The sequence below is a fragment of the bacterium genome (genome assembly GCA_035527515.1).
GTDB lineage: Bacteria > B130-G9 > B130-G9 > B130-G9 > B130-G9 > B130-G9.
Map to the genome: position 1 here is coordinate 1 of DATLAJ010000058.1, position 25,438 is coordinate 25,438.

Annotated in this window: 19 protein-coding genes; 10 read left to right on the plus strand and 9 right to left on the minus strand. The window is 57.4% G+C overall.

From position 1 onward, the window contains the following. From VM163_04145 to VM163_04175, 7 genes are all read left to right on the plus strand, one after another. Positions 1-2,317: tetratricopeptide repeat protein (locus VM163_04145; GenBank protein ID HUT03063.1), on the plus strand; the 2,317-nt coding region annotated here is incomplete at its 5' end. Positions 2,318-2,647: 330 nt separating this feature from the next. Beyond that, complete coding sequence (locus VM163_04150) at positions 2,648-3,175, plus strand: hypothetical protein (protein HUT03064.1); 528 nt, start codon at positions 2,648-2,650, stop codon at positions 3,173-3,175. 130 nt (positions 3,176-3,305) lie between these two features. After that, a complete protein-coding gene (locus VM163_04155) occupies positions 3,306-4,019 on the plus strand; it encodes a hypothetical protein (GenBank protein ID HUT03065.1) in 714 nt (237 codons plus the stop codon). Between the two features lie 20 nt (positions 4,020-4,039). Further along, positions 4,040-4,261 carry a 4Fe-4S dicluster domain-containing protein gene (locus VM163_04160; protein HUT03066.1) on the plus strand — a complete coding sequence of 74 codons (222 nt, stop codon included), beginning with the start codon at positions 4,040-4,042 and terminating at the stop codon, positions 4,259-4,261. A gap of 59 nt (positions 4,262-4,320) precedes the next feature. After that, positions 4,321-5,409 (plus strand): 3-methyl-2-oxobutanoate dehydrogenase subunit VorB, encoded by a 1,089-nt coding sequence (gene vorB, locus VM163_04165; protein HUT03067.1) that lies wholly within the window; start codon positions 4,321-4,323, stop codon positions 5,407-5,409. Beyond that, the gene (locus VM163_04170) at positions 5,397-6,155 is read left to right on the plus strand and encodes a thiamine pyrophosphate-dependent enzyme (protein HUT03068.1); all 759 of its coding nucleotides are present in this window, start codon (positions 5,397-5,399) and stop codon (positions 6,153-6,155) included. Before vorB ends, VM163_04170 begins: the two co-directional genes overlap by 13 nt. A 388-nt stretch (positions 6,156-6,543) precedes the next feature. Beyond that, positions 6,544-7,077, plus strand: coding sequence for a 2-oxoacid:acceptor oxidoreductase family protein (locus tag VM163_04175; protein ID HUT03069.1), 534 nt, complete (start codon positions 6,544-6,546; stop codon positions 7,075-7,077). A gap of 230 nt (positions 7,078-7,307) precedes the next feature. Here VM163_04175 and VM163_04180 read toward each other — a convergent pair whose 3' ends face one another. Next, on the minus strand, positions 7,308-7,544 hold the full coding sequence (locus VM163_04180) for a hypothetical protein (GenBank protein HUT03070.1): 237 nt from the start codon (positions 7,542-7,544) through the stop codon (positions 7,308-7,310). Between the two features lie 88 nt (positions 7,545-7,632). Further along, entirely contained in the window at positions 7,633-8,082 is a 450-nt protein-coding gene (locus VM163_04185) for a hypothetical protein (protein HUT03071.1), read from the minus strand. A 494-nt stretch (positions 8,083-8,576) separates the two neighbouring features. On the opposite strand from VM163_04185, the gene VM163_04190 reads away from it, so the two are divergent. Next, on the plus strand, positions 8,577-9,554 hold the full coding sequence (locus tag VM163_04190; GenBank protein ID HUT03072.1) for an ABC transporter ATP-binding protein: 978 nt from the start codon (positions 8,577-8,579) through the stop codon (positions 9,552-9,554). Between the two features lie 14 nt (positions 9,555-9,568). Here VM163_04190 and VM163_04195 read toward each other — a convergent pair whose 3' ends face one another. The 3 genes from VM163_04195 to VM163_04205 form a co-directional block, all read right to left on the minus strand. Further along, complete coding sequence (locus VM163_04195; GenBank protein HUT03073.1) at positions 9,569-10,588, minus strand: uroporphyrinogen decarboxylase family protein; 1,020 nt, start codon at positions 10,586-10,588, stop codon at positions 9,569-9,571. Positions 10,589-10,789: 201 nt separating this feature from the next. After that, a complete protein-coding gene (locus VM163_04200; protein ID HUT03074.1) occupies positions 10,790-12,244 on the minus strand; it encodes a PQQ-binding-like beta-propeller repeat protein in 1,455 nt (484 codons plus the stop codon). A gap of 3 nt (positions 12,245-12,247) precedes the next feature. After that, a complete protein-coding gene (locus tag VM163_04205; protein HUT03075.1) occupies positions 12,248-17,770 on the minus strand; it encodes a sigma 54-interacting transcriptional regulator in 5,523 nt (1,840 codons plus the stop codon). A gap of 557 nt (positions 17,771-18,327) precedes the next feature. On the opposite strand from VM163_04205, the gene pal reads away from it, so the two are divergent. Together pal and ybgF are read left to right on the plus strand one after the other, a co-directional pair. After that, on the plus strand, positions 18,328-18,756 hold the full coding sequence (gene pal / locus VM163_04210) for a peptidoglycan-associated lipoprotein Pal (protein ID HUT03076.1): 429 nt from the start codon (positions 18,328-18,330) through the stop codon (positions 18,754-18,756). Between the two features lie 64 nt (positions 18,757-18,820). Beyond that, complete coding sequence (gene ybgF / locus VM163_04215; protein HUT03077.1) at positions 18,821-19,603, plus strand: tol-pal system protein YbgF; 783 nt, start codon at positions 18,821-18,823, stop codon at positions 19,601-19,603. Between the two features lie 345 nt (positions 19,604-19,948). Here ybgF and VM163_04220 read toward each other — a convergent pair whose 3' ends face one another. From VM163_04220 to VM163_04235, 4 genes are all read right to left on the minus strand, one after another. Further along, entirely contained in the window at positions 19,949-20,920 is a 972-nt protein-coding gene (locus tag VM163_04220; GenBank protein ID HUT03078.1) for a tRNA 4-thiouridine(8) synthase ThiI, read from the minus strand. A 45-nt stretch (positions 20,921-20,965) separates the two neighbouring features. Further along, entirely contained in the window at positions 20,966-21,655 is a 690-nt protein-coding gene (locus tag VM163_04225) for a hypothetical protein (protein ID HUT03079.1), read from the minus strand. A 94-nt stretch (positions 21,656-21,749) separates the two neighbouring features. Next, the gene (locus VM163_04230; GenBank protein ID HUT03080.1) at positions 21,750-23,057 is read right to left on the minus strand and encodes a tetratricopeptide repeat protein; all 1,308 of its coding nucleotides are present in this window, start codon (positions 23,055-23,057) and stop codon (positions 21,750-21,752) included. Positions 23,058-23,202: 145 nt separating this feature from the next. Then, a complete protein-coding gene (locus VM163_04235; protein ID HUT03081.1) occupies positions 23,203-25,416 on the minus strand; it encodes a hypothetical protein in 2,214 nt (737 codons plus the stop codon). Between the last annotated feature and the right edge of the window lie 22 nt (positions 25,417-25,438).

Consider the following 25,438-nt stretch of genomic DNA (forward strand, 5'->3'; position numbering starts at 1 on the left):
CGCGTCCGCACTTGGCTTCGATCTAACTGCCAGCACGCAGGTCATCGAGGAGGGTCTGTCAAGGCTCGAGAATGATGCGGCGTTCGATGCCGAGCATGTGCCCTACATCTATCACCTCTTTGGCCTGAAGTTCCACGGCGATCCGCTGGCCGCTTTAGAGTCGAAGGCCATCAAGGATAACCTCTGGATAGCGATCAGGAAGCTTTACGAGCGCTGGTCGGTCGAGAAGCCGCTGGTCTTGGCCTTCGAGGACATGCACTGGGCAGATGGCGGCACGATAGATTACCTCGAGTATCTGTCTGATTTCGTCAGCGATTTCCCTGTCCTTATTCTTCTTCTATATCGGCCGGGCTACGAGCCGAAGTTCGCCCAAAGAGAGAGCGTCCCGTTCACGTTGCTTGATCTTGGGCCACTGTCGGACGATGCAGAGAGCGACCTTCTGAGCTTCTACCTGGCGTCCGGCGACAAGGAGCAGGCGCTTCTCCGGCGCATTCGGAGATACTCCGAGGGCAACCCGCTCTTCGCTGAGGAGTTCCTTCACCTCCTGTTGGAGCAGGCCAGGCTGAGGCTTGAGGATGGCAAGATGCACCTGACCGGCCCGATAGAGAAGATGCCGGTGCCGACTGGCCTCTCGGGCGTCTTGGCCGAGCGGTTCGACCGGCTGGCTCGCGGCGATAAACGTGTGGCCTACTACGGCGCCGTCATCGGCCGCTCCTTCCTTTATAGTCTCCTTTCAGACCTGCACGCGAGGCTGCACGGCTCGCCAGAAGTTCGAGGCGCACTAGGGACGCTGGTGAGCAGAGAGATTATCTTTGAACGAGCCGTCGAACCTGAGCTGGAGTACATCTTCAAGCACGCTTTGACGCGGGAGATGCTCGTCTCGCGCCTCGTCGAGAGCCTGCGCCGCGAGCTATCTAGGCTTATCGCGACGCGCATTAAGGAGCTCTTCAAGGACCGGCTGAATGAGTTCCACGGGACGCTGTCGGAGCACTACGAGATAGCCGGTGACGTGGGAAACGCCGCCCGACACGCCGCTTTCTGTGCCATCCACGAGCAAAAAGAGCAGCGAAACTTCGAGGCACTTGGCGCTTTCGAGCGTTTCGACCGGCTGGCGGGTGAACTCGGACGAGAGGTTCTGAGTGAAGATGAACAGGCCGAGCTGCTCAATTCGCGCATCCAGGTCGTTTGGGTATTCGGGCGCTGGGACGATGCCCTGTCTCTGTGCGACGAGCTAGCAATGCTAGAGAACGGCAAATGGCGCGCCAAAGCGCTCAATTCGCAGGCCTTGATCAAATATGAGACCGGGGACTACGACGAATCCATCGCCCTCGCCAATCAGGCTCTCGAGATTGGCGGCAGAACGAGACGTGGCAAAGACCGGTGCCGGTCGATTACGTACATCGGTAACGTCCGCTTGAACCAGGGCGATCCCGACGAAGCGATGCGCTGCTACGACGAGGCGCTTACGATCTATCGGGAGTTGGGCGACAAGAGCGGCATCGCGATCGTCGTGGGCAACATCGGCCTCGTCCACACCAGCCGTGGCGATTACGACGAGGCGATGCGATATTATGACGAAGCGCTTTCGATCTTTCGGGAGTTAGGCGACAAGCACAGAATCGCGATCGTCGTGGACAACATCGGCCTCGTCCACACCAGCCGCGGCGACTACGACGAAGCGTTGCGATGCTATGATGAAGCCCTTGCGATGCGTCGGGAGTTGGGCGACAAGAGCGGCATCGGGAGGGACCTTGGCAGCATCGGCAACGTCCACTGGAACCGCGGCGATTACGACGAAGCGCTACGATATTTTGAGGAGGCGCTTTCAGTCTACCGGGACTTGGGCGGCAAAGCACAACAAGGGATCAATCTCAATAACATGGCGAGCGTTCATGCCGAACGAGGCGACGTGGCAGAGGCGAAAGAGGCCGCGCTTGAGGCAGAGAACCTTTGGAGAGAGACTGGATCAGGCGGCTATGCCCCCGAAACGCTGTCAATCCTCTGTCGTGTAGCCGCGGCAGAGCGCGACTGGACAGCCTTCTCGTCATACGAGACTGAGGCCTTGTCTGTTTCAGAGGAGATAGGGAATCCGGAACTCACCCTTCTCTGCCTACTCAACCTCGCCAGGGCGCACCTTCAGGTCGCAGAGTGGCACGACGAGCCTCAGGGCGATCCGCCGCCTCTTTCGCGGGATGATGCAATCGCAAAGGCGACCGACTACGCCAACCAGGCCAAAGAGCTCGCCGCCTCCAAAGAGATGAAGGGCTACGTCAAGAAGGCGGATGCGCTGCTGGCCAGCATCGACAAGCTCGGCTGATTTGGATTGCTTCGCCGCTCGGCTGATTTCATGGGCGAGACGCTCGACTGAAAGGCACGTTCGATAGCAGCGTTCTATCTGATTGATCGTCCCTGCAAAAGCACGAGTTTCTTCTTGAGCAAAACCAAGACCCGGAGCCAACAACCCAACACTCCTTGATCAAAGAATAGGAAAACTCCTGGTTTCCCACCATGATCTCCGGGTGAGACTATCGCACTACACAAGTCGTGCCACACGCCGTAGTATTATGGAGGATTTGATGTAATTGCACGGGACTGATTGGGCTTGTGCGGCAGGTTAGAAACTCCTCAGATTATGGAAACGAGGCAATTGCCTGAGGCGCTAATACTATTGACCTCGGACGTTGGCCACTTGCAGGAGGCCATCGAGGGGACAGTTCGTCTAATCCCCGATGCGTCCATCACGCTAGTTGCGCAGGAGGACATCGCAACGGGGCTTCAGGGCTTCGACAGCGTAGATAAAATGATCACAGCGCCTCGAGCAGGCTCACTGAGCTTCGGCCTCAGCCTTCCGTTTCTCAAGGAGCTGCGTTCACGACGCTATGACGTCTGTGTGCTGCTCCAGAAACAGAAGACCACCCGCGTCGGCATCAGGGCCATTGCGCTGGCATACATCGCGTGCTCCTCGAGGCGCCTGGCCCACATTTCGGGCGTGGGGCTTGTTCCATTCTCGAGGGCCGTTGCTGTGTCATTGGGACCGTCCTATCTTCTTCGAGGTCCTGGGGTCTTACTCGACAAGCTGCTCGCTATCCTGATACGGAAGGCAGCAGACCTCATCGTAGGGTTCATGCTGTTGAGGGATCGGCGCCGGTGCCGTCGGTCGAGGGGGTCTGGGTGAAGCGACTTCCGGCTGAACATTCATAGGCAACTTCGGCCTTCTCTAAGGAATCGTTCGGAGATTATGGCGAATATGCTATCTCATCTAAAAGCATTTGCCTTTCTTGCTGAATTATGTAAGGTCGGGAATCATGGATGAGACTGTGCTCCGGGACAGGAAAAGGTTGACCGTTTTCGTGGGCGATTACGGGAGCGGCAAGACGGAGGTGGCACTCAACTTCGCTCTCGTGTTAAAGCGGCATGAGGAGCGGGTCAAGATCGTTGACCTCGATATCGTCAATCCATATTTCAGGACCCGTGAGGCGGCCGGCGTTCTTCTGGCGGCCGGCATCGAGCTCATAGCTCCGACCGGCGAGCAGACCTGGGCCGACCTGCCGATCGTCCTGCCCAGCGTCGCGGGCGCGGTACACGATGCCAGCGCCTCCGTCGTGCTCGATGTGGGTGGCGAGGCGGCCGGCAGCCGGGTGCTCGGCTCGCTGTTCGACAGTAAGGATGAGATTGATTACGATCTACTGGCCGTGCTCAACGTCAATCGGCCCTTCACGGCCGACGTGGACAGCGCTGAGAGTGTCCTGCGGAAGATAGAGGATGCGTCCGGACTTCGGGTCACGGGGCTTGTGTCGAACACTCATCTGTTGGGTGGGACGACGCCGGAGATGGTGCTGACAGGCTACGAAGTTGCAGAGTCTCTTGCCAAGAGGCTGGATGTTGATGTAAGGTTCGTTTCTGTCGAGAAGTCGGTTGCCAAGGAGCTTCACAGGGCCTCTTTCTCGGCACCGATTTTCGTGATAACAAGATATGTCTTGCTGCCCTGGGAACTCACCGCGGCCGCGACAGCAGGATAACGATACAAGAAGAGGGAGCGATGACAGAGGTAAAGGCAAGACCAAGGGTGCAGATTGACAAGGATTGCTGCAAAGGCTGTGAATTATGTATCGGGGCGTGCCCGAAGGGGGTCCTGGCCATGTCCACAGAGATAAACTCAAAGGGCTACTTCTACGCTGAAGCGGTTCATCCGGAGAACTGCATCGGGTGCGCTCTGTGCGCGACTTCCTGCCCTGACGTGGCCATAGAGGTATATAGTTAGGCTCGATTAGTTGTTCCTGGTTTCACAATAAACCCCTAAGGATAGAAAGGGTTAGCTATATGGCTAAAGTTCTGATGAAGGGCAATGAGGCGCTTGCAGAGGCGGCGATAATAGCCGGCTGCAAGCTCTTCTTTGGGTATCCGATTACGCCGCAGAACGAGATACCTGAATACCTTTCGCGGCGGCTTCCGGAGGTTGGAGGCTGTTACCTCCAGGCGGAGAGCGAGGTTGCGGCGAGCAACATGCTATATGGTGCAGCTGGTGTTGGTGAGCGGGTTTTCACATCATCGTCCAGTCCCGGCATCAGTTTGATGTCCGAGGGCTTGTCCTACATAGCCGGGGCGCAGCTTCCTGTTGTGGTAGTGAACATGGTGCGGGGCGGGCCTGGACTCGGCGGCATACTACCAGCACAGTCGGACTATTTTCAGGCGACGAGAGGATTAGGCCACGGCGATTTTAGGATACTGGTCTTGGCGCCCTCAACAGTTCAGGAGGGGGCAGACCTAATCATGGAAGCCTTCGATTTGGCCGACAAGTATCGGAACCCAGTCATGGTTCTGGGCGACGGATTGATAGGTCAGATGATGGAGCCGGTTGAGTTTAAGGATAGGCCGAAGTCGAAGGACCTGCCGCCGAAGACCTGGGCTGCGACGGGGCTTGTGCCAGGCAAGAAAAAAAGCGTCATCAACTCGCTGTACCTCGACCCATTGGAGCTCGAGGCGAACAGTTGGGAGCTCAAGGCCAAGTATGACGCCATGGCCAGGGACGAGCTTCGCTGGGAGCTGTTCAACTGCGAGAGCGACTACGACGTTCTCATCGTGGCTTATGGCTCCACGGCTAGAATATGCAAGACGACGATAGAGCTGCTCAAGAGACGAGGTGTTTCGGTAGGGCTTTTCAGACCGATAACGCTCTTCCCCTATCCCTACAAGCAGCTGTTTGACGCAGCGCAGAAGGCAAAAGCGGTATTTTGCGTGGAGATGTCCACGGGCCAGATGCTCGATGACGTCAAGATCGCCCTTGAGGGGTCGAGGCCAGTCCATTTCTACGGCCGGACTGGCGGGATAGTTCCTTCGCCAGAAGAGGTCCTGCGCCAGGTTGAAAAGATCATGAACGGTGAGGAGGTGGACAAGATATGGGAGAAATAGTTTTCAAGAGGCCTGAATCGCTGCTGCCTGTTACGACTCACTACTGTCCGGGCTGCTCTCATGGGATAGTTCACAGGATCGTTGCGCAGTGCATCGACGAGCTCGGAATTCAGGAGCGCACCGTCGGCATCGCGCCGGTCGGCTGCTCGGTTTTGGCTTACAACTACTTCAACGTTGACTTCTTTGAGGCGTCGCACGGACGCGCCCCGGCGGTCGCAACTGGCGCCAAGCGTGCCCGTCCGGACCTGATCGTCTTCGCCTATCAGGGCGACGGGGACCTTGCCTCAATCGGGATGGCAGAGATAGTTCACGCCTGCAATCGAGGCGAGAAGATCACTGTGATCTTCATCAACAACACGGTATATGGGATGACAGGCGGCCAGATGGCTCCGACGACGATGCCAGGTCAGGTAACTACAACCAGCCCCTACGGCCGAGACGTGAACCTTATTGGGTGGCCGATTCGTGTGTGTGAGCTTCTCGCAAGCCTCAGGACCGAGGGGTACATCGCAAGGGTCTCAACGCACTCCGCGAGGGAGATTCTCAAGGCGGAGAAGGTGATTAAGAAGGCCTTCGAGCTTCAGGTGGCCAATAGGTGCTTCGCGTTTGTGGAGGTTCTCTCCACCTGCCCAACCAATTGGGGCATGACGCCCATACAGGCACAGAAATGGGTGGAAAAAGTGATGGTGCCCTATTATCCGCTTGGCGTTTTCAAGAGCCCGAATGGTGATGAGGCCAAGAGCTGATATACGGCTCTTAATCTGTGAAGATAGATCATTCTTCCCTTTCAGGGGAGTACGAAGTGGATACATATTGTTACAAGAAACAGGAGGGTATGGGGGAGCGAATGCTCCGGAGCAGCGTCCATCTTGGGCAGCTTCTGCTGATTCATTTCAGTGTCCAGTCACTTCGACTGAGAAAGGAGATTTGCCTATGAAGGTATCAAACAATACGGGCGCTCCCCAGTTGATTCTCAACTGGAAGCATCTAATCCTGGTATTGTTACATCTTGGTGTTTTCATTCACTTGGTTTTGAGTCAAGAGTTGATTACAGCAGAGGTACGTGCCAGGGCGCTGCCCCATACTCTCCTGTATGAAAGGTCATAACGCAGAAAAAAGTCAGGTGGGAGTCAATTGACTACAGAGTTAATAGTGGCAGGTTTTGGTGGACAGGGGGTTCTCCTGTTCGGTAAGTTTCTGGCTCTCTCTGGCTTGAAGGAGGGCAAGGAGGTCGTTTGGATACCGTCTTATGGCCCCGAAATGCGCGGCGGGACGTGCAACTGCACGGTAGTGGTCTCAGACGATCCGATCGGCTCTCCGATCATCGATTCACCGAATACGGTCGTTGTGATGAACAAGCCCTCGTTGGCTAAGTTCGGACCAAGGGTCAGCCCTAATGGGCTTCTATTGATCAACAGATCGCTGATCGATACGACGTCGGACAGAACTGATATACGCATAGAGACCGTCCCGGCCAACGACATCGCGCTCGAGCTGGGCAACGGTAAGGCCGCCAATATGGTCGCGCTTGGCGCCTACGTTGCACTCACGAAGGTCGTCAAGCTCGACACCGTCCTGAGCGTTGTCGAGGAGAGCTTCGCCAAGAAAAAAGAGTTCCTCGACCTGAATATCAGCGCAGTGAAGAAGGGCTACGAGCTAGCCAGCTAAGTAGGCGGTTGGCGGTTCACCGTGTAGGGCGGCCTTTCTAGCCTGTCCGTTGGCGGTTGGCCGTGTAGGACGCGGGCTTTCTGAGGCTGGGTCATAAGTCCGTTTTGCCTGTGTAGGGGCGATTCACGAATCGCCCTCGTCTAATCCGATCGGGCACCTTATGGGCGGTTCGTGAACCGCCCCTACACGACGTCGATGTCCTTCTGAAGAACTGCGGGCCTTGCGGTCTTCTATTGGGTGATTCTCGTGTGCGAAGTTACGCCGAGCTCTTTTCTGGCCGCTTCTGTGTCCTCTGCTATATGCCGAAACTCGGAGACGAGTCCGTCCACAATCTTCGCGACATAAAGCCGTCTTTGGCGGATTTCATCTCCTCTCGACACCTGCTCGCACGAGCCGGTGGTTCTCCCGACAATGACAGCGGCGTTATCAACCAAATGGACGACTGGCCATTTGATCAGAATCCTCAATACACATTACGCTTGAATCTGCATAACAACGTCGCAAGAAGGTGCTTTCAAATGCATGGACAGAGTCAGTGTCATCTGGGTTCGTTGGTCATGGCAATTGTCTCAAATCATCTAGGTCCTTCAACCTCCCACTTGCCTGCTTGTTCTTCTTTAGCATCGGGAGAGAGATGATATTGACGGGAATACCATCGACTTCAGCGATGACGCGCTGCGCGTAGCATTCCTCAAAATCAACACCGGAAATCCCGGTCTGCAATTCTACCCTGATTGGCGGGACCCCCATCCTTATTACCTTATCCCGCTCCAGGAATAGGGACTCAGTTGCTTCGCGGGCGGATATCCCGAATTGCCTGACTGCGCGGGAAATCCGCGAGGCATTCTCTCTGTCAACGGGGATCCAGATGTCCATATCCCCTGTGGCGCGGGGATGGCCATGGAATCCAACCGCGTGTCCGCCGATTAAGAGATATCTAACTTCGTTTGAGTTCAGCAACCTCAAGAACTCTTTGAAGTCGGGATGTAGCTGTATCATAGCCATACACCAACCACCTATTCACCTCAACAGCAGAGAGGCGCTCCTCCGGAGTCCTGCTCAGCCAATACTCCAAATCATCATCCGCTTCAGACAAAGGGACTACAGAAAACGCGGACCTGTCTAACCTCGGAAGCGTCTCTTCAGCCATCATTTATCTCCATAGTAACCTGCCCCAGCCTCATCGTCTGCCTCAGCTCAGGGACCCCGGTGGCATCCACGAAGTTATAGCTTTCTTCGTGTGTCTTCGTGAACTTCGCGGACCGTTTAGCCCTAGAAGGATTACAAGCCTATCCACCTGTGCACTCCTTCTAATCGCACATTCCAACTTGTCAAATCTCAAACCACATCTGAATCTATCATATCTTTAGGAACAGAAACTGCAACATATCATCTGCTTAAGTAGAGGCTTCAACTTGTATTCGCCACGCTCCGCTCTATCATGAAGAACATATTGGGTGACCTTGCAGAACACACAGAAAGACATCAACAGAGCTGAGATGCAGGCAATTCTTGAGATTACGGGGCTTCAGACCGAGATACCCACACGCGGTCGTGTGGTGCGACCCGCACGGGGTCTTGATCTTGTCCTGCCTCCTAGGGGGTCCCTGGGTATCGCCGGGGAGTCCGGCTGCGGCAAGACGATGCTTTTGCTTGCGATAATGAGGCTGCTTCCGCCCGGGGCAAAGATAACTGCCGGCTCCATCATGTTCGAGGGGCAAGACCTCGTCAAACTCCCCGAGGCCAGAATGCGGACCATCCGGGGGCGCCGCATTGCGATGGTATTTCAGGAGCCGATGACTGCCCTGAATCCTGTCTTCACAGTCGGTTCGCAGCTCATCGAGAGTATCAGGATCAACGGGCGCATCGGCCGCAAAGACGCGAGAGAACGTGCCGTCCAGCTTCTGCAAGATGTGAGGATTCCTGACCCCACACGGAGGCTCGGTCAATACCCACACGAGCTCTCAGGCGGCATGCGGCAGCGCGTGGTGCTGGCTATCGCGCTCGCGGCGAGGCCGGCCCTAGTCCTCGCTGATGAGCCAACCTCGTCCCTCGATGTTACTATCCAGGCGCGGGTCATTACATTGCTGGCTGAGCTTAAGAACGAGTTCTCCCTGAGCCTGGTCTTCGTGTCCCACGACCTTGCACTTCTGTCGCAGTTATGCGATAGGATTGCAGTTATGTATCTTGGGCGGGTCGTCGAGGTCGGCCCGACCCAGGAGGTCGTCGGAGCCCCCCTTCACCCCTACACGAAGGCCCTGCTTGACTGCATCCCCCCGCTTCCGAAAGGACTGCCCAGTCGAGATGCACCAGCCGTGTTCCACGAGATTCCGGGCGAGCTTCCCGACGCCGCGAAGACGCTCGCCGGCTGTCAGTTCCAACCACGGTGCCCCCAAGCATCACCTGATTGCGGGCTGGCTTCGCCCGAGATGCACGCTGTGCGGCCGATGCACAGCGTCGCCTGCTTCAAGGTTTGATAGGTTACACTCGGCTACCTCGGCTCTTTAGCGGCCTCCATGAAGTTGTTGATGCTTCTGACCGAACTGGGGATAGGCACCTCGCAGCCCGACGCCAGAATGAAGCCATTCGCATCTCCGGCTACATCCTTGCACCTTTTGACCTCGCGCCGCATCGCCTCCCTGTCCTCGTTCAGAAAGGTGGTTGTCCGCACATTGCCGATCACAACCGCTCGTCCGTCTGCAATCGATAACATCTTCTCGAGTGATGAGGGTGCGTCGAAGCTGATGGCGGCCGCGCCCGTATCAACCAGCATCTCCATGATGGGGTCAATGAACCCACATACATGAATCGTAAGGACCTTCCGTTGGCTCTTGAAATAGCTCACTACCTCGGTGTGGCTCGGGGCCACAAAATCCCTGTAAATGCTGGGCGAGATGAGGCTGCACGATGCGGGCGCCTCGGACAGGCTTATTCCCACGCCGGTCTTGGCAACCTCATGCCCGAAGACCTTGCAGACCTCGGTCGTAAACTCCATGAGGGCCTTGACGAAATCCGGGTCGTCGAACGTGTCCAGGAGCAGCTTCTCCGCCCCGCGAAGCTCGCACGCAAGCGACCAGGGGCCGTTGATGACGCCCCCAACGACCGCGCTGGTTCCGGCCTCCGACGCAAGCGTGCACGCCTCCAGATAGTAAGGCATGCGCCCATCGGCCAGCGGGTTGGGCACGTCCAAATGAGCCAACTTGGCCTTCTCATCAACAAGGTAGCCACGCTGCTGACACATCCGATCGTCGAAGAAATCCACCCTCTGCCCCATGGCCTCAGGCTCCATCACCAGGTCCGCCATCATAACGGCTATGTCAGGCTCGAACCGCTCGATGGCAGCCAGCTGTGCCCCGGCGAACTTCGCCGCGTCCGTCAAGAACTCCTTGATAGTTATCCCGTAGAACTTCGCATTAACCGTCCCAAGGACCGGATATGCGCAGAATCTGTCCAGTCGCTCCCGCTTGAAGGCCGCACGGACATAATCTCGTCCCGTGAGTTTCTCTGTCATAGCTACTCGCTCTCCATGTTGAAATGAACCCTCATGACCTTGATGGTCGGGGCGCCGCACAAAAAACCATCACGAATGCAATCCGGCTAGCCCTGTCAACGGATAAGCAGTCCGGCAAGCTAAAAATGCTTCACAGAGGCACAGTCCAATCTCGCGAAGCGCCTGTCAACAGATAAGCAGTCCGGCAGGCTAAAAAATGTCTCACAAGAATGTCGTGAAGAGCTCGTCCACGCCGCCGGTTGACTTGGCCTGCTCCAGCGCCTCGCGCGATTCCTTCAAGTGCCCCATCGCCGCCTCAGGGCAATCGTCCATGCTAACCGCCTCAAAAAAGCGCTTAACCGCGGGAACGAGCTCGCCGCGATGCAGGTGAATAAGACCCAGCAGATCGAATAGCCTCGCGTCGCTGCTACGAACGGCAGCGACCGCCATCCTCCCGTAGAACCCCTGCCTTGCCCCCTCATCAAGGTTGCCAACATGCTGCAGAAGCAGCGGCAACGCTCGCATGTAGAATGCGGCCAAACACCGGAACAGCCGCTCGGGCGTCTCGTCCAAAACCATCGCCCCAATAACGCGTGCCAGCGTTTCCTCGGGCAGCTTGCCGATCAGCTTGTAGCTGCTCTCTTGCACAGCCCCATCCTTGATCGCACCGACCAGGGCTGTCAGGCTCTCGGCTGAGGAGCGCGCAAGAACTTGCAGAGAGAGCGATGTGTAGTCTCGCTCGTTGATGAGGCGCAAAGCCCGCTGGACAAGTTGCTCGGGGTTCATGAAGTAGTTGCGGCACATAAGCAGCTCATCATTCCCACAACAGACAGCGATCGAGGCCGCATCGTCAGAGAGCCAGATGTGGATTGGCCGCCTGGGCACCGTGAAATGCCAGACGAGCTTCCCATCTTTGTCAAACATAAAGAGCATCGGCTTTAATCTCGACGCTGCGATGACCCAGTCGCCTGCCCCGTCGCAGCCGATCTTGCCGATCTCGTCGCCCGCATCGGCAGAATAGACGCGGCTTCCGTCCATACCCAGCCCCACAACATGCCCATCGAACGTCGCAAAGAACACGCGCGACAGGTCCGGCAGCACCGCAAGCCCCTTGACGCTGGATGCTGTCCTGTGGTCAAACACCAACGTCTGCTCCGAGTCGAGGCAAACGATGCGCCTCGCAAAGCCAAGAACTACCTTTGAGCCGTCGCGGGCCCCAACGAAGAACTGATACGCATCCTCGAACTTCTCCTTCCATAGGACCGCGCCCGGCTGCCTTTTGAGTAACGATTTTTTGGTCGCATCGTAGAATGAGACCGACGAGGTGTGCTTCGTGGCGTCCGAAACGCCCAAGAAAGCAAACCGCCCGTCAGGCGACAGAACGGCGTTATCGACGCGCTCCTTGACGCGCCTCAGCTGATTCCCTGACCTGTCAAAGATGACAAGTCCATGGTCCGTCGAGGCGTAAACGTGCTGCCCCTCGGGCGACACCCCGACTGAGGTCGCCCTCCCCTCCAAAGTGTGCTCCCAGAGCACCTCGCCGCCAGCATCAAGAAGCATCACAACCCCGTTTGCAAAGACCACCGCCACACAGGAGCCATCAACAAAGGGGCTCATCTCACTGGGCAGCCTCGGGAACTTCTTGCTGAATACGATATCAAGCGCTGAAGGACTCATAGCTTAACTCCCTGGCACTTCTATATTAAAAGCTTTAAGTTTATTTCTCAAAGTATTCCTCGACATACATAGCTCCTTGGCCGCTTTCCGAATGCTCCAACCCTCTGTGCCAAGCGCTCGCCTCAGCACCTCCTCCTCAACGATGGCCAACATCTCCTTCAGCGTTACTCCATCCTGAGAAAGCGCGGCAATCAAGTCCGCTATCCTCTCGCTCCGGGGCACGGACAGGCCCGGCTCCGCCGGCAGAAAGTCAAAATTGGAGCTCCTGATGATCTTGCCCGAGCTCTCCGTCAAGGCCCGCTTGATCGCGCTTTCCAGCTCCCTCACGTTTCCCGGCCAATCATACTCCATCAGGAGCGCAATCGCGTCCTTCTCAATGCTGGTGACCTTCGACGAGAGCTCCTGGCTATACTTCTTGATGAAATGATGGGCCAGATGAGGGATGTCTCCCTTACGCTCCCGCAGAGGCGGAAGTTTGATCGGAACATCGTTGATCCTGTAGTAGAGGTCCTTGCGGAACATCTGGCGCCTAACGAGCTTCAAGAGGTCTCGGTTCGTCGCGGTGAGTATCCTGACGTTCACGTGGATAGTCTGTGTCCCACCAACTCGCTGAAACTCCTTGTTCTCGATCGCCGTGAGCAGCTTCCCCTGAAGCTCTGAGGGCAAGTCCCCGATCTCGTCGAGAAAGAGCGATCCCTTGTCCGCGACCTCGAACTTGCCGATCTTACGCGCACCTGCGCCCGTGAACGCCCCCTTCTCGTGTCCAAACAGCTCATTCTCCATCAAGCTCTCCGGAATCGCGGCGCAGTTGATCTTGACGAATGGGCCGTCCTTCCGAACCCCGTTGTAGTGGATGGCGCGGGCGACGAGCTCTTTGCCCGTCCCGCTCTCACCCTCGATCAGAACCGCGACCTGCGTGTCAGCGACCTGCCTTATCTTCCTGAATACATCCTGCATCACGCCGCTCTCGCCGACGATGTTCTCGAACGTCAACTGAGGCGCGATGGCCTCCCTCAGGTCAATGTTCTCCGCCTGTAGCGACTCCTTCTTGCGCTGCAACTTCTCGAGCAACATCGCTTTCTCAATGGCCATCGAAGCCTGCGTAGCGAAGGCCGAAAGTAGATATAAGTCCTGCTCGGTGAAGACGGTCGCAGAGAGGCTACTGTCAACATAAACCGTCCCGGCCACCTCCCCATTTATGACGATCGGCACACAGACTATCGACCTGATGTCATAGAGCGACACGCTCTTGCTCTCGTGGAATCTGGGGTCGCTCTGTGCATCGGTGGTCACCAGTGGCTGCCCGAGATCAACGACCCGCTGGATGACGCTCTTGCTTATACGAGTAACGTCCTCGATAGTCTGCTCGTCAACCTTGCGCGCGACCCGCGTCTCCAAAACACCGGTCTTGGCGTCCTTCAGCATGATCAGCCCACGCTCCGCACCGAGAATGCCTATCACCGCGTCCATGACCCGATTCAAAAGCTCGTCAAGATCGAGCAGCGACTCGAACAGACGGGTTACTCTGTAAAGCGCTTTAAGCGCCGGCGAGCCCCGCTTGACCTCGCCAGTGTCTCCCCATCTGAGCGATTCGATTCTGTCATCGAGCTGGGCAGCCTTCTCCTTCATCTCCAGCCCTAAGAACTGCTCGCGGGAAAGCTCAAGGCTTAGAAGCGCGTCCGACCGCAGACCCGCCTCAAGCTGAAGCTTCGATAGATACTCCGCCATCTCCCCTATCTTGAGAAAAGCCTCCATCTGCTTGAACATGGCTACCGCCTCACTCGCGAGCTCGATCGCCTTAGGATAATCACCTTCGGCCGCTTTGACGCGCGAGAGAACTCCGAGGCATAAAGCCTCCTCCCGGACCGCGGACGCATCCCGCGCGAGCGACAGAGCTTTGGAACCGTCCCGCCCAGCCGAATCACGCTCCCCTAGCCCGAGCGCCGCCTCAGCCCGGATGCGGTGCGCAATCGAAGCGTCCCGGTTGTCGAGATGTTCGCCCCGGGCAAGCACCGCCGACGCAGTCTGGCTCGCCCTTCCATAATCCTCCTCCGCATTGCAGACACTTGCCTCGGCCAGCTGAGCCCTAAGCCGAACACCCGCGCTGTCGAGCGACTTGAGCACAACATCCAGTTTCTTTACCGCTGCGCGCGCATCTTTGGTCCTGCGCTCGGCCAGAAGAACCTCCATCTTGAAAACCAGGCCGAGCGACTCAACCTCTGTGAAGCCGTTTTGCTCGCTCATCTCAAGGCTCTCGTCGATCTTCTCCAAGGCCTGCCCAGTCCAGCCCTGCTCGAACAGCGCAATCCCGAGATGCTGAAGCTGCCGCGCGACCGAGTACTTGTTCCCAAGCCTTCTTGCTATCAAGAGTGCTTTACTACAGTGCTGCGCCGCCTCTTTGGGACGACCACGCAGCGCAAGAATCGAGGACAGGTTGTTGTGAGCCACCAACAGGCCCTCCTTGAAGCCCTCCTTTGCGAAGTGGTCCAACGCCTCCTTGTAGGACTTCTCCGCGTCCGCATACTCGCCCAGATGTTGGCTAATCGTTCCGTGCGTTACGAGATTCCGGGCGTGCTCGGACGCATCCTGAAGGAGTCTGCTGGCGCCAATAGCCTTCTCGATATGCTTCAGGGCCTCCTTGTAACGACCTGCGCTGTCATCGATTATCGAGAGGTTCCGGAACAACCTCGGTAAGTAGTGAGAGTCCGCCATAACCGGCCCAACTGCATCCTCGGCGCTCTCTGAGGCAAGCGCCCTGAGCGCCCTCTTGGGCACGAGCTCAAGCGCATGCACGAACTCCTCCTTGGCCTTTTCGTAATGGCATTGCCCAAAATATGTCTGCCCCAGAAAAGTGTAAAGACGCGCAAGATGTGCCCTGACCTGCGAAAGCCGCCTACCACGAGCCTTGCGCCGTTCAGCCTTGAGCCTATCAATGAGCGATTGATAGAGGTCTCGGGCCAGCTCGAAATTGCCACGGCCGCAGTAGATCACGCCCAGCCTACACGTGGCCATCACCTCATCCCGAAGCGAATCTTGTAGATTCTGCGCAAGCGCTATCCCCTCCTTGAGAGCCTCGACAGCCTCATCATGGTCGCCAAGAACGAAATCAAGGTCCCCTAGCCTAAAAAGAGCTCGACCTAAAAACAGATTCTCGCCCTCCTTCCTGGCCACATCCACCACCTGGGCTGACACAAGCCTCGCATCCTCAAGCCTAAACCGGCCCATAAGAAAACGGCATCCAACCTCGTAATTACGGTTGAGCAAGCCGGGCAGGCCGGCCTGGACGGCATGAATCGCGGAGGTGGCCCGAAGTTGAGCGGGCTCGGCGGGCGGAAACGCTTCAAGGCCATGCTCTTCCTTAGATGGCTCACTCTCAAGCGAGGTCGCCAACGCATCGCACCTCTGAGCGATCAGCCTATGTATGGCCTGCCTTTCCTCCTGCAAGACCCGCGAGGAGACGAGCTGACCCAAGACGGGATTTGCGAGGCAATAGGACACGCTCTTCTCGTCCGTCTGCATCTCCACAAGGAGCCCTTGCCTGATGAGCTCCTCCAGACCCTCCTGGGCTGAGGAGGTGCTCGTCCCGCCTAGATTGGCCATTAGCGAAGGCGAAAAACACTCGTTCAACACCCCCGCCTTGATAAGTATGGACATTGCCCCGGCCGAAATCCGCGAGAGCCTCGTCTCAACAACCTGACTCAGACTTCTGGCTGGAGCGAAATCCTTCAAACTGTCCGCTCTAAGCTCCCAACGCCCATCGGTGAAGTGAACGATGTCCTCCTCAAGGGCAGACTCGATACACTGTACCAAGAGCGCCGGCAAGCCACCTGTCTTCTCCAAGAACGCCGGGGCCGCCTCTTGGCTGAAAGCGTTCGGCATGAACGAGGCGTCGATCAACGAGGCTACCTGAGACTCATCAAGAGGCAGAAGCTCCACATTCTCGACCTCAACGCTGTCCAACATCTGCTCGAGCTCCGAGTTCATCGCAGAGCCGCCGGTCAAGACGATCGCAACCTTCCTACCTGCACCAGTTGCGGCCACGGACCGGACAAGCGCCCATAGCGACTCACACCTTCTCTCGTCTGTGAGGTCGAAATCGTCCAGCAGCCACACCACCGGCCTCGTTTCCCACGCGTCAGAGACACAGTCCACGAAGCGCCTCAGAAACTCTTGCCGCATGTTGGCAGACCAGTCGCCAACCTCATCTGGCGGCAGGAGGTCCGGCGAATTGGCGCGGGCCGAGCTCCCACCTGACTGGACTGACTTGCCGATAGCGCCCGGTAGGGACTTCATATCGAACGACAGCCCAGCGCTGTTGAGCGTTACCGACACAAAGCCTGCAACGTCGAGGTTCTGTGCTCCTGACGGCGAGACCATCGTAGTTAGCTCGCAGAGCTGTAGCTCGGATTTGAGCGCGTCAAGAAACGCGGTCCTGCCAGAACCGCTCGCGCCTTGAGCGAGAACCACGAGGCAGCGGTCTAGGCGCTCGTGCACTGAATAAGGCGGCTGTTCCTCGAACATCTCAGCGAACCGCTGGCTCGAGAGCCTGCTCAATATGGCTCTCAGACACTGCTTCAGGGCGCCAGAGCGGCCGAAGAGCTGGTTTGGTCGGATGTTGGGGGTTACAGCGAATGTTCTGGGCACTCGCGGCCCGAGCGCCTCGACCAGCTTGGCAGAGACAGCAGCGACGGAACCTGGCCTTTGAGAGGGCCTTTTGGCCAATAGATGGTCAACCGTTTCCCCCACGAGCGGTGGGAGGTCGGGGGCGATTGACGAGAGCTGCGCTGGCCTCGCGTGCAGATGCTGCTCGACGTATCCCTCAATAGTCTCGGACGAAAACGGCAGCTGTTTGGCGAAGAGCTCGTATGCCAGGACTCCGAGTGAATAAAGGTCCGAACGGACGTCCGCACGGCAAGCCATGAACCGCTCTGGAGACATGTATTCCACGGTTCCGCTGACTCGAAGGGAGGGCTCGGCAAGCGCGCTTGAGAGGCCGAAATCCATCAGTGTTGCGAAGCCATAGTCGTAGAGGTCTGATCCTGCAAGCGGAAGGTTTACACCGGCGGGCGGCTTTGGCCGAACAATGATGTTGCTCGGCTTGATGTCCCCGTGAAACACGCCCTGCCCATGTATGTAAGACAGCGCAATGCAGACTTGCAGAAGAAGGGCCATGATCGCGTCTGCGTCCCGCTCCGCGCACCACTGCACGATCGATTGCCCCTCGACAAAATCCATCGTGAAGTAATACCGACCCCGCTCCGTTAGGCCGAAGTCATAGACGCTCACCGTGTGTGGATGTTTGAGACGAGAGGTCAGCATGAACTCCTGCTTGAACTGCCAGGCAGAGCCCGGGCCCATAGATTCGTCAAGAAAGAGCTCCTTAAGAGCCAGCACTCGCCCCAGGTTCCTGTCGAATACCTTATGGACAGCGCTGGAGCCCCCACGCCCGCACTCTGCCAGAACCTCGTAACGCCCCTCTATGACCTTGTAGCCGGCTTTCTCGATCATCCCTCTCTTAGGCCTCAATTATCGCTGAAACCTCATTCATGAACCGCCTCAAAGCGTCTCGTATATAAGGCTTCGCTGCAAGAATGTCAAGAAAGAGACCTTCTCTCAAGAATGGCCAGATTGGCGAAAGCAGCGAGCGACCTTTTGGAGTGCGGCGGCTCGACTCCGCTTTGGCTGGCCGCGGCTTGACGCGGCCTGCGCCCTGTTAAGAAGGGTGAGGTTGTGTCGATGACGGCTCCAGGTTCAAGATAGATGTTCTATCAGAGGGTGGTGTCAAGCCACCACCAATGAAGGCGGTGTCAAGCCACCGCACTCCAAGAAGGCCACCGCACGCACAGTCCAGCCGATTATTGGGGTAATTCGCCCAGACTTGACCTGACCATGCACTATCGCTACGATGGAGGGCGTCTTACGCTTGACAATAAACTTTCGGGGAATTGGGTGTTGAGATGCTGAAGCTAGCGACACGTCTGTTAGTTATCTCTGTTACACTATCTCTCGTTTTTCTGTGCTTTTGTGGGTGCGGCCCTAAGGCCAAGGAACAGGCTGCAAGGGACTTGGAGGAAGAGACCCAGGTGCAGCCGACACCGCTACCGCCTCAAGAGCCGCAGCGCCAGGAGGCTAGTCCGGCTGCCACGGCTCAAGCCGAGGTGACCGAGGCGGAGAGCATGAACTTCGAGGATATACACTTCGACTTCGATCGGTCCAACCTCAACACGATATCCCGCCAGGTTCTCAATCAAATCGCGTTCATTATGTTCGATCGCCCCGAGCTCTCGATGCTCGTAGAGGGCCACTGCGATGAGCGAGGCAGCAACGAGTATAACCTTGCGTTGGGGGACCGGCGAACCGAGGCGGCGAAAGATTACCTGATCGACATGGGAATCGAGCCGCATCGCATAAGGACAATCAGCTACGGCGAGGAGAGGCCGTTGACGTCAGGCCACGATGAGGCGGCCTGGGCAGTGAATCGCCGGGCGCACTTCGCGGTCATAGGCCAATGACGTTCCGAAACGGCTGCGGCCTTCAAGACGTGTAGTTGGCCACAGATAACATCGAGGATATATCATGAGCGGCGGCAGAATTGCGCGCTGTCTTCTGGCGTTCATATTCCTGTTCGCCTTGTCGATCGGGCTGCTCTCGTGCGCCTCAACCAGCAAGATGCAGACCCTCAGCGCCAAGACCGATGAGGCGAACTTGCTTGCGACCGAGAACCAACAGAATCAGGAGCGACTGAGAAACGATCTGAAGTTGCTGGAGGGGAAGGTTGAGGAGCTGTCTAGGCAGGCGCGAGTTCGAGACGCGGAGACCAAACAGGGGCTCAAGGAACTTACCCAGCGACTTGACGAGATTTGTGCTTCGCTTGACGACGTGTCCCAGCAGCAGGAGGCGATTCGTGCGGCGGTGCTGGACCTGGAGGACATGATCAGCAGCCTCTCTAAGAAGGACACAGACAATAACAAGAATAGGTCGCGAAAGCGCATATTCGCGGCGGCCAGACAGGACTACAACAGCGGAAACTACCGATCGGCCATGATGGGGTTCAGGAACTATATCGCTGCCTACCCGAATAGTTCGGCGGCCGACGACGCCCAATACTGGGTCGGCGAGTCGTTGTCTGCCACCCAGCAATACAAAGAGGCGATCAAAGAGTATGAAGGCCTGCTTCAAAAGTATCCCAAGAGCGACCGGACTGCGGAGACGCTTCTCAGGCTTGGGATGTGTTACCAACGGATTGGTCAGCAAGAAAAGGCCGCCAAGTTCTTCACAGACGTCTCGAAACGTTTCCCCGACAGCAATGAAGCCCGTCTTGCCAAGGCGCAGCTCGGTAAGCAGAAGGAAGCTGATTAAGAGGCCGCCTTGACGTATCCGCCGCAGGAGACGGGCAACGCCTTTCAACGGGCGGCCTTGGGAGGGTTCTTGGTGAGGGTTTTCCTGCTGTTATCGCCGACTAAAGAGGCTGTCCAATAAGTCAGGTCCGAGGTTGTGTAGGGGCGGGGCTTGTCTCCGCCCATCTATATATTCGGGCAGACACAAGGCCTGCCCCTACATGTGGCATACCCCGCTGCGTCATCCCCGTAGAAACCGACTTATGGGACAGCCTCCACGAACCGCCCCTAAGGTGCCCGATCGGATTAGACCAGGGCGATTCGTGAATCGCCCCTACACAGGCAAAACGGACTTATTGGACAGCCTCTAAACCAACAGGCTCCTGACCTCGTCCGGGTCGATAGGAACCACGGCTAGCTCATAACTTGCCCCTCCCTGAACCACTTGAACATTAGCCTCGTCATGCTGAGGGGCATCGCTGTATCTGGCGACGATGGCAGCGGCCTGCCGCATCTCATCGGGGGAACAGGGAGTGGTCAGAAGCCCTGTTGGCCCGACGTAGCCTGAGACCCTGAGAACCGCATCAGACGCGACAGCCAAGCGCTCGATCGCATCGTTCTCGGCCTCGCTTCTCCCGACGACGAGGGTAGCGGCGTCACCGAGTCGCACGTGTCTTCCAAGCCCCAAGAGTTTGAATAGGCGCACTGACGGGGCAGGGTCGGTCTCGTAAAGGCGACTCAAGCGGCGTGCGTAGCCAGGCTCAGTTAGTTTGCATCCCCCGGCGGGGCTGGGATAGCTCGTTATACCGAACTCTTGAGCCAGCAGCATCTGCCTCTGCCGCCCTCTTCCTGAGATGTCGTAGAGCCTCGCTGTGTCCAGCTTCTGCTCCCTCTGAACAAGTATGGGAGGAAGGAGTTTTGCTGAAAGCGGCCTTAAGATGTAATCCTCGTAGCCCGAGAGTTTTGCCACGATGTGCAGCGACTGTCTGTTCTGGGACATCGGCCTTTGGCCAAGGACCTCGCCGGAGAAGATGAAGTCGCAGCCCCGCTTCTGCATCAGCTTCCCAGCCTGCCTGAGCATGAGCGCCTTGCAGTCGATGCAGGGGTTCATGTTCTTGCCATAGCCATACTTGGGATGAGGCAGCATCGCGAGGTATTCGTCCGTAACGTCGAGAGTCATAAGCGAGACGCCGAGCTGGGCCGCGGCCTCTTGGGCCCAGGCCGTGCCAAAAAAGGGAGAGGAAAACGAAACAGCCACCACTTCGAGGCCGAGTCGCCGAATTGCCTCGACCGCTAACATGCTGTCTAGCCCGCCGGAAAAAAGCCCTAACGCCCGCATAGTACAGTTCCCTCTTGGCAGAGACAGACCAACGCACACAAGGGACTACGGCCCGATCCTGAATGAGGCGGGATCGAGCTTGGCGTTCACATCGGGGCTAGAGAACGTCATGCGAAGCGACTGGCGACGATCAGGCGCCCTGATAACCACGATGCGGGGAAGACGGCATCGCGTCTCGTCCTGACCGATAACCTCCTGGAAGTCGGAGTAAAACCCCTCGACAACAGGCTGTTGGCCGTCTCCCGACAGAAGGGTGAACCTCTCCACGTCCGCCCGCCCCCGCCGCAGCTTCACCCAAAGAGTTATCTTCACAGCCTCATCTTTAAGCTCGATCCTTACCTCGTTCTTGCCTTCGTGAAAGGCCTGTTCGACAAGGATGGAATCTCGTGAGATTGGTGGAAGGCCCAAGACCGCCGCGACCACCCACTCTGGCGTCAGCCCCAGAAAGGAGAGCGTGGCGCCGGAGGCGTGTGCATCCTGGAGCCTTATCTCGTTGTTCTTGCCGATCTCACTGAAGAGCTTGCCGTCGAACGCTACGATATGCCGCGGGTGTCTGAAGGGTCCCAGAAACTCTATCCTAAAGCGGTCGGGGCGTTCGAGAAGGACCGCCACTGAGGCCCGGTATGCGCGGCCCTCCGAGATGAGCATCAATCTAGCGAAAGAGCGCAGCGTCATAACGTTCTCATGGTCAGAGATGAGGCCCCCAACGATTGAAGTTGCCTCCGCTGTCGGCATTCGGACGCACCCATGACGAGCCAGGAGGCTGCATGCCGTGCTGCAAAGCGAGCAAGAAAGCAGGAGAGCAAGGGATATAAGGCGAACGCGCGATCTATCGCACAGACACATTTTCGGGCTTGTTCGCCGTGTCTTTTTTCTTGGGTAACGCCAGAGACGATGAGAACTCCCTGAGCAGCTTTTGCACGGCGGGGTCCCCTGACTTGGCAGAGGCAACGATGGCAAGGTACTTTTCTGCATCTTCGGACCTGCCACTTCTCTGGTAAGCAAGCGCAAGATGACCACATATAACTGGCTCGGAGCTAGCCTCCTTCAGGCCGGCCACCGCCCTTTCGAGATACTCGACCGCCTCTTTTGTGTTACCCAGCTTGTAGAGACCCCAGCCAAGACTGTCGAGAAACGCAGAGTTGTGAGGCTCGATGGTGAGAGCCGCCCGCACCAGCGACATGCCCTTCTGCAGCTTCAAGCCCCTGTCAATATAGATGTAGCCCAAGTAGTTAAGCGCCGCTGCGAAACTGGGGTCGAGCTTGATGAGAAGCTGCAACTGCTCGATCGCCTCGCCGACTCTGCCTGCCCGATCCATGCAGTTGGCCAGACAGAACCTAAGCTGAGTGTCGTTGGGCAGGCGAGCGACCACGTTGCTGCCCAGCGCGATTGCATCCTCAAACCGACCGCACTGCTGGTATGCCTCCAACAGCCGCGAGATTGTGTTTGTGTCCTCAGGATGGGCGGCCACCACTCTTTCAAAGCAAGGGACCGCCTTCGCCGGCTCCCCAATTGTCATATACAGCCCACCCAAAGAGAAATCCGCACGAAGCGAGCCGGGCTCTATCTCCTTCAGGCGCATAAGCTCCCCAATCGCGTCGTCGTACTCCCTGACGAGCTTCAACAGCTCGGCAATCGTAAACCTGAGGGTCGGCTCGTCAAAGCCAAGCGCCGCCCCGCGCCGATAGTCCCTAATGGCGTCAGCAATGTTGAAGAGCATTCTGTTGGCGTCACCGCGCAGGACATAGGCCCTGGCCATTTCCGGCGACTTAGCAATGGCCAAATCAAGCCTGCCGATCGCATCCTTGAGCCTGTCACTTTCTAGGAGAACGCGGCCCTCCTCGAAATTGATGTATCCGCTCTCTGGAAGTCGTGTGCTGGCCTTTTCAAACTCCTGAAGAGATTTATCGCACTTGCCCTGAAGACCAAACAACTCGCCATAGCAGTAGAAAGTATAAGCCTCGGCCAAGCTAGCGATCTGAGGCGAGATCGTTGAGCTGCTCGCGAACTCGCAGCCTCGAACCGACGAAGCTGGTGGGGCCTTCTCCGTCTGCCTGTAAAACGACGAACAGGAGATCAGCGCCCAGGAGAGGGCAAGCACGACCAGAAAAAACAAAACTCTTCTTGCTCTCAACATCCCTTCAACCACCTATCGACGGCGCGACCGCCGAGCAGACCCCGCGAGGGGAATCAGCGTTTACAGCGATTAACACAAGGAGCCAAATCCGCCCACAGCTCCGGCTCCTCTTCGGCAGACCCCGGCCGCCTTTTCTATACTTATACTACCTAATTAGCTCTTTTCTTGCAACCTTGGCATTGCCACACGCATCCTCAACCAGAATCGCCACGAAATGCCCAGTGCCTTTGAGGACAGACGTCTTGACCTCGAACCTCTCCTCCTTGCTGTCGAACACGCCGTCCTTTGCTCTCAGCACCCGAAACTGGCCGAGGTCAACAGCGAATCTCGCTGATGCAATGTTGCTCACCTTGTCCCTGATCGTGCCCGAGACCAAGAACGTCCCATCCGAGAGTCGCTTGACCCGGTTGAACTTGACCTCCGGTGCGCCGTTGTCGATCGTGAACTCGTCGCTCTCTTCTTCAGAGGACAGCTGCTCCGAGGCAGTGTTGCTCGGCCCGTCGCACGCCTCGACTTTGACCAGATACTTGCCGTCGGCAAGAACGCTCGTGTCAATCACGCTGAACGTGAGCCTGGTTTCCTCAGTAACCAATTGCCAGCTGCCGTCCTTGGGCTTCAGAAAGACTGAATACAGAAGGCTGTCCCCGTTAGGGTCGCTGGCGCGCCATGTAATCGCTCGCAGCATCTCGGTTTCCGGCATGTCGGAGAACCTGTCCAACAGCTTGAGGTTCTCATACTTAGCCTCAACCCCCGAAGCCTTCGCCGACCGGACGACGTCCTCTAGGTCCTCGCCTGCCTCGTGAATCGTTATCTTCTCGACCTTGGGCGGCAGATTCGACTGGATATATGAAATCGCGACCTTCTCGAGAGAGGGAGAATCCCCCCCCTTGCTTCTCTCAAGAACTGCTCGGTACTGGATATAGCGAGCCTCCGGGCTGAGGCACTTGCTGCCGGCCGCATCCTTCAGCGGCCCCTGCCAGTCGCTCCAGGACTCGTCAACCGTGGAGACGTCTCCGGACCTCGTGAAGAGCTGAACTTTCGCTCCCTTGGGGGCTAGCGACTCCCAGCTCACATTGCCCCAAGTGGCCCGAGACAGCGCGTCCTCAACCTTGGAGACGAGGCTGCCTTGGAGCATCATCTTGTAGGGCGATAACTCAAACAGATGTCCCACCTCCGACGTGCCAAGAGCGAAACCTCCGCCCGGCGCCGAACAGGCCGAGATGAACTTCGTGTCCTCTATCGACCGCAGAAGGTCCGCTTCTCCTTTCTTGTTCATCCGCACGACCACACCCAAATCCCCGCGGTAGCCGAAGATGAGCAAATCGCCCTCATACCAATCCATGCAGAAAAGCGAGCCACTAGTGCTGGAGAATATCGGCTCGCTGTGCCCGTCTGCGTAAATCCTGTAAACTGCGGATTTGGCGGCAGAGGGCATTGATGGCTTTCTCGCGGGCTTGGCCTTTGAGACGGCCTTGCGCTTGGACATCATCGCACTCATCGCGGCACGAAGGGAGCTCGGCATGGAGCTCACATCCGGAGGCTCCGGCACGCTCGGCGGCTCGGCAGCTGGTGCATCTGCCCCACCTTTGCCGCTCCCCATCGCCAACACGTAGAGCTCATTGCCATCAACGAGTATCGTTCTGATCTCCATCCCGCTTGCCTCGAGGCAAGCCTTGGGCTTCCCCGAACCGGAGAATGAATAGACAACGCCCGATGAAGTGCCTATCAAGAGCCTCTTGCTCGGCAGATCGAACGTCAGGGATGTGATATTAGGAGCTTCGAGGTCAAGAATCGCCTCACCTTTCCCAGGACCGGCTATCTTGAAGACCTTGCCATTGGGCCCGGTCCCAGCATATATCTCGCCATTCTGGCCCGAGGCAAGCGACCAAACGTATTTCTCGCCCGTCTCGAGGAGCTTCGTCGCAGACCCCGTCTTGCGGTCAACTTGAAACACGATGCCAGAAGGCCCCGTGCCAGCGTAAAGCCTGCCCTCTCCGTCCACCAGCACTGAGTGAATCTGCTGCTCGTCCGAGTCGAAAAGAATCTCCGGCTTCGCGCCCGGTCTCAGAACGTAGAGCCTGCCCTCGTCGCCGGTCCCCGCAAATATCGCCCCTGACTTGTCGGCCGCAACCGCCCAGACCTGAGATTCCTTGAGGTCGGCGGTCTTCTCGAGCGGAACCGAGAGGATTATCTTGCCGGCATCGGTCAGCGTAACTCCGTGCAGGTCGCAGCCGTCAAACTGATCCTTGCCCTCGGTTACAAACTCGTCCGAGGAAGTTCCGTAGGCGCAAACGCCCACAAGGACCAAACAGCAGGCCAAGAAAACAAATCGTATATGTCTAGAACTTGCGAAAGCCATCTCTGTTCTCCCAGGTTGAAAC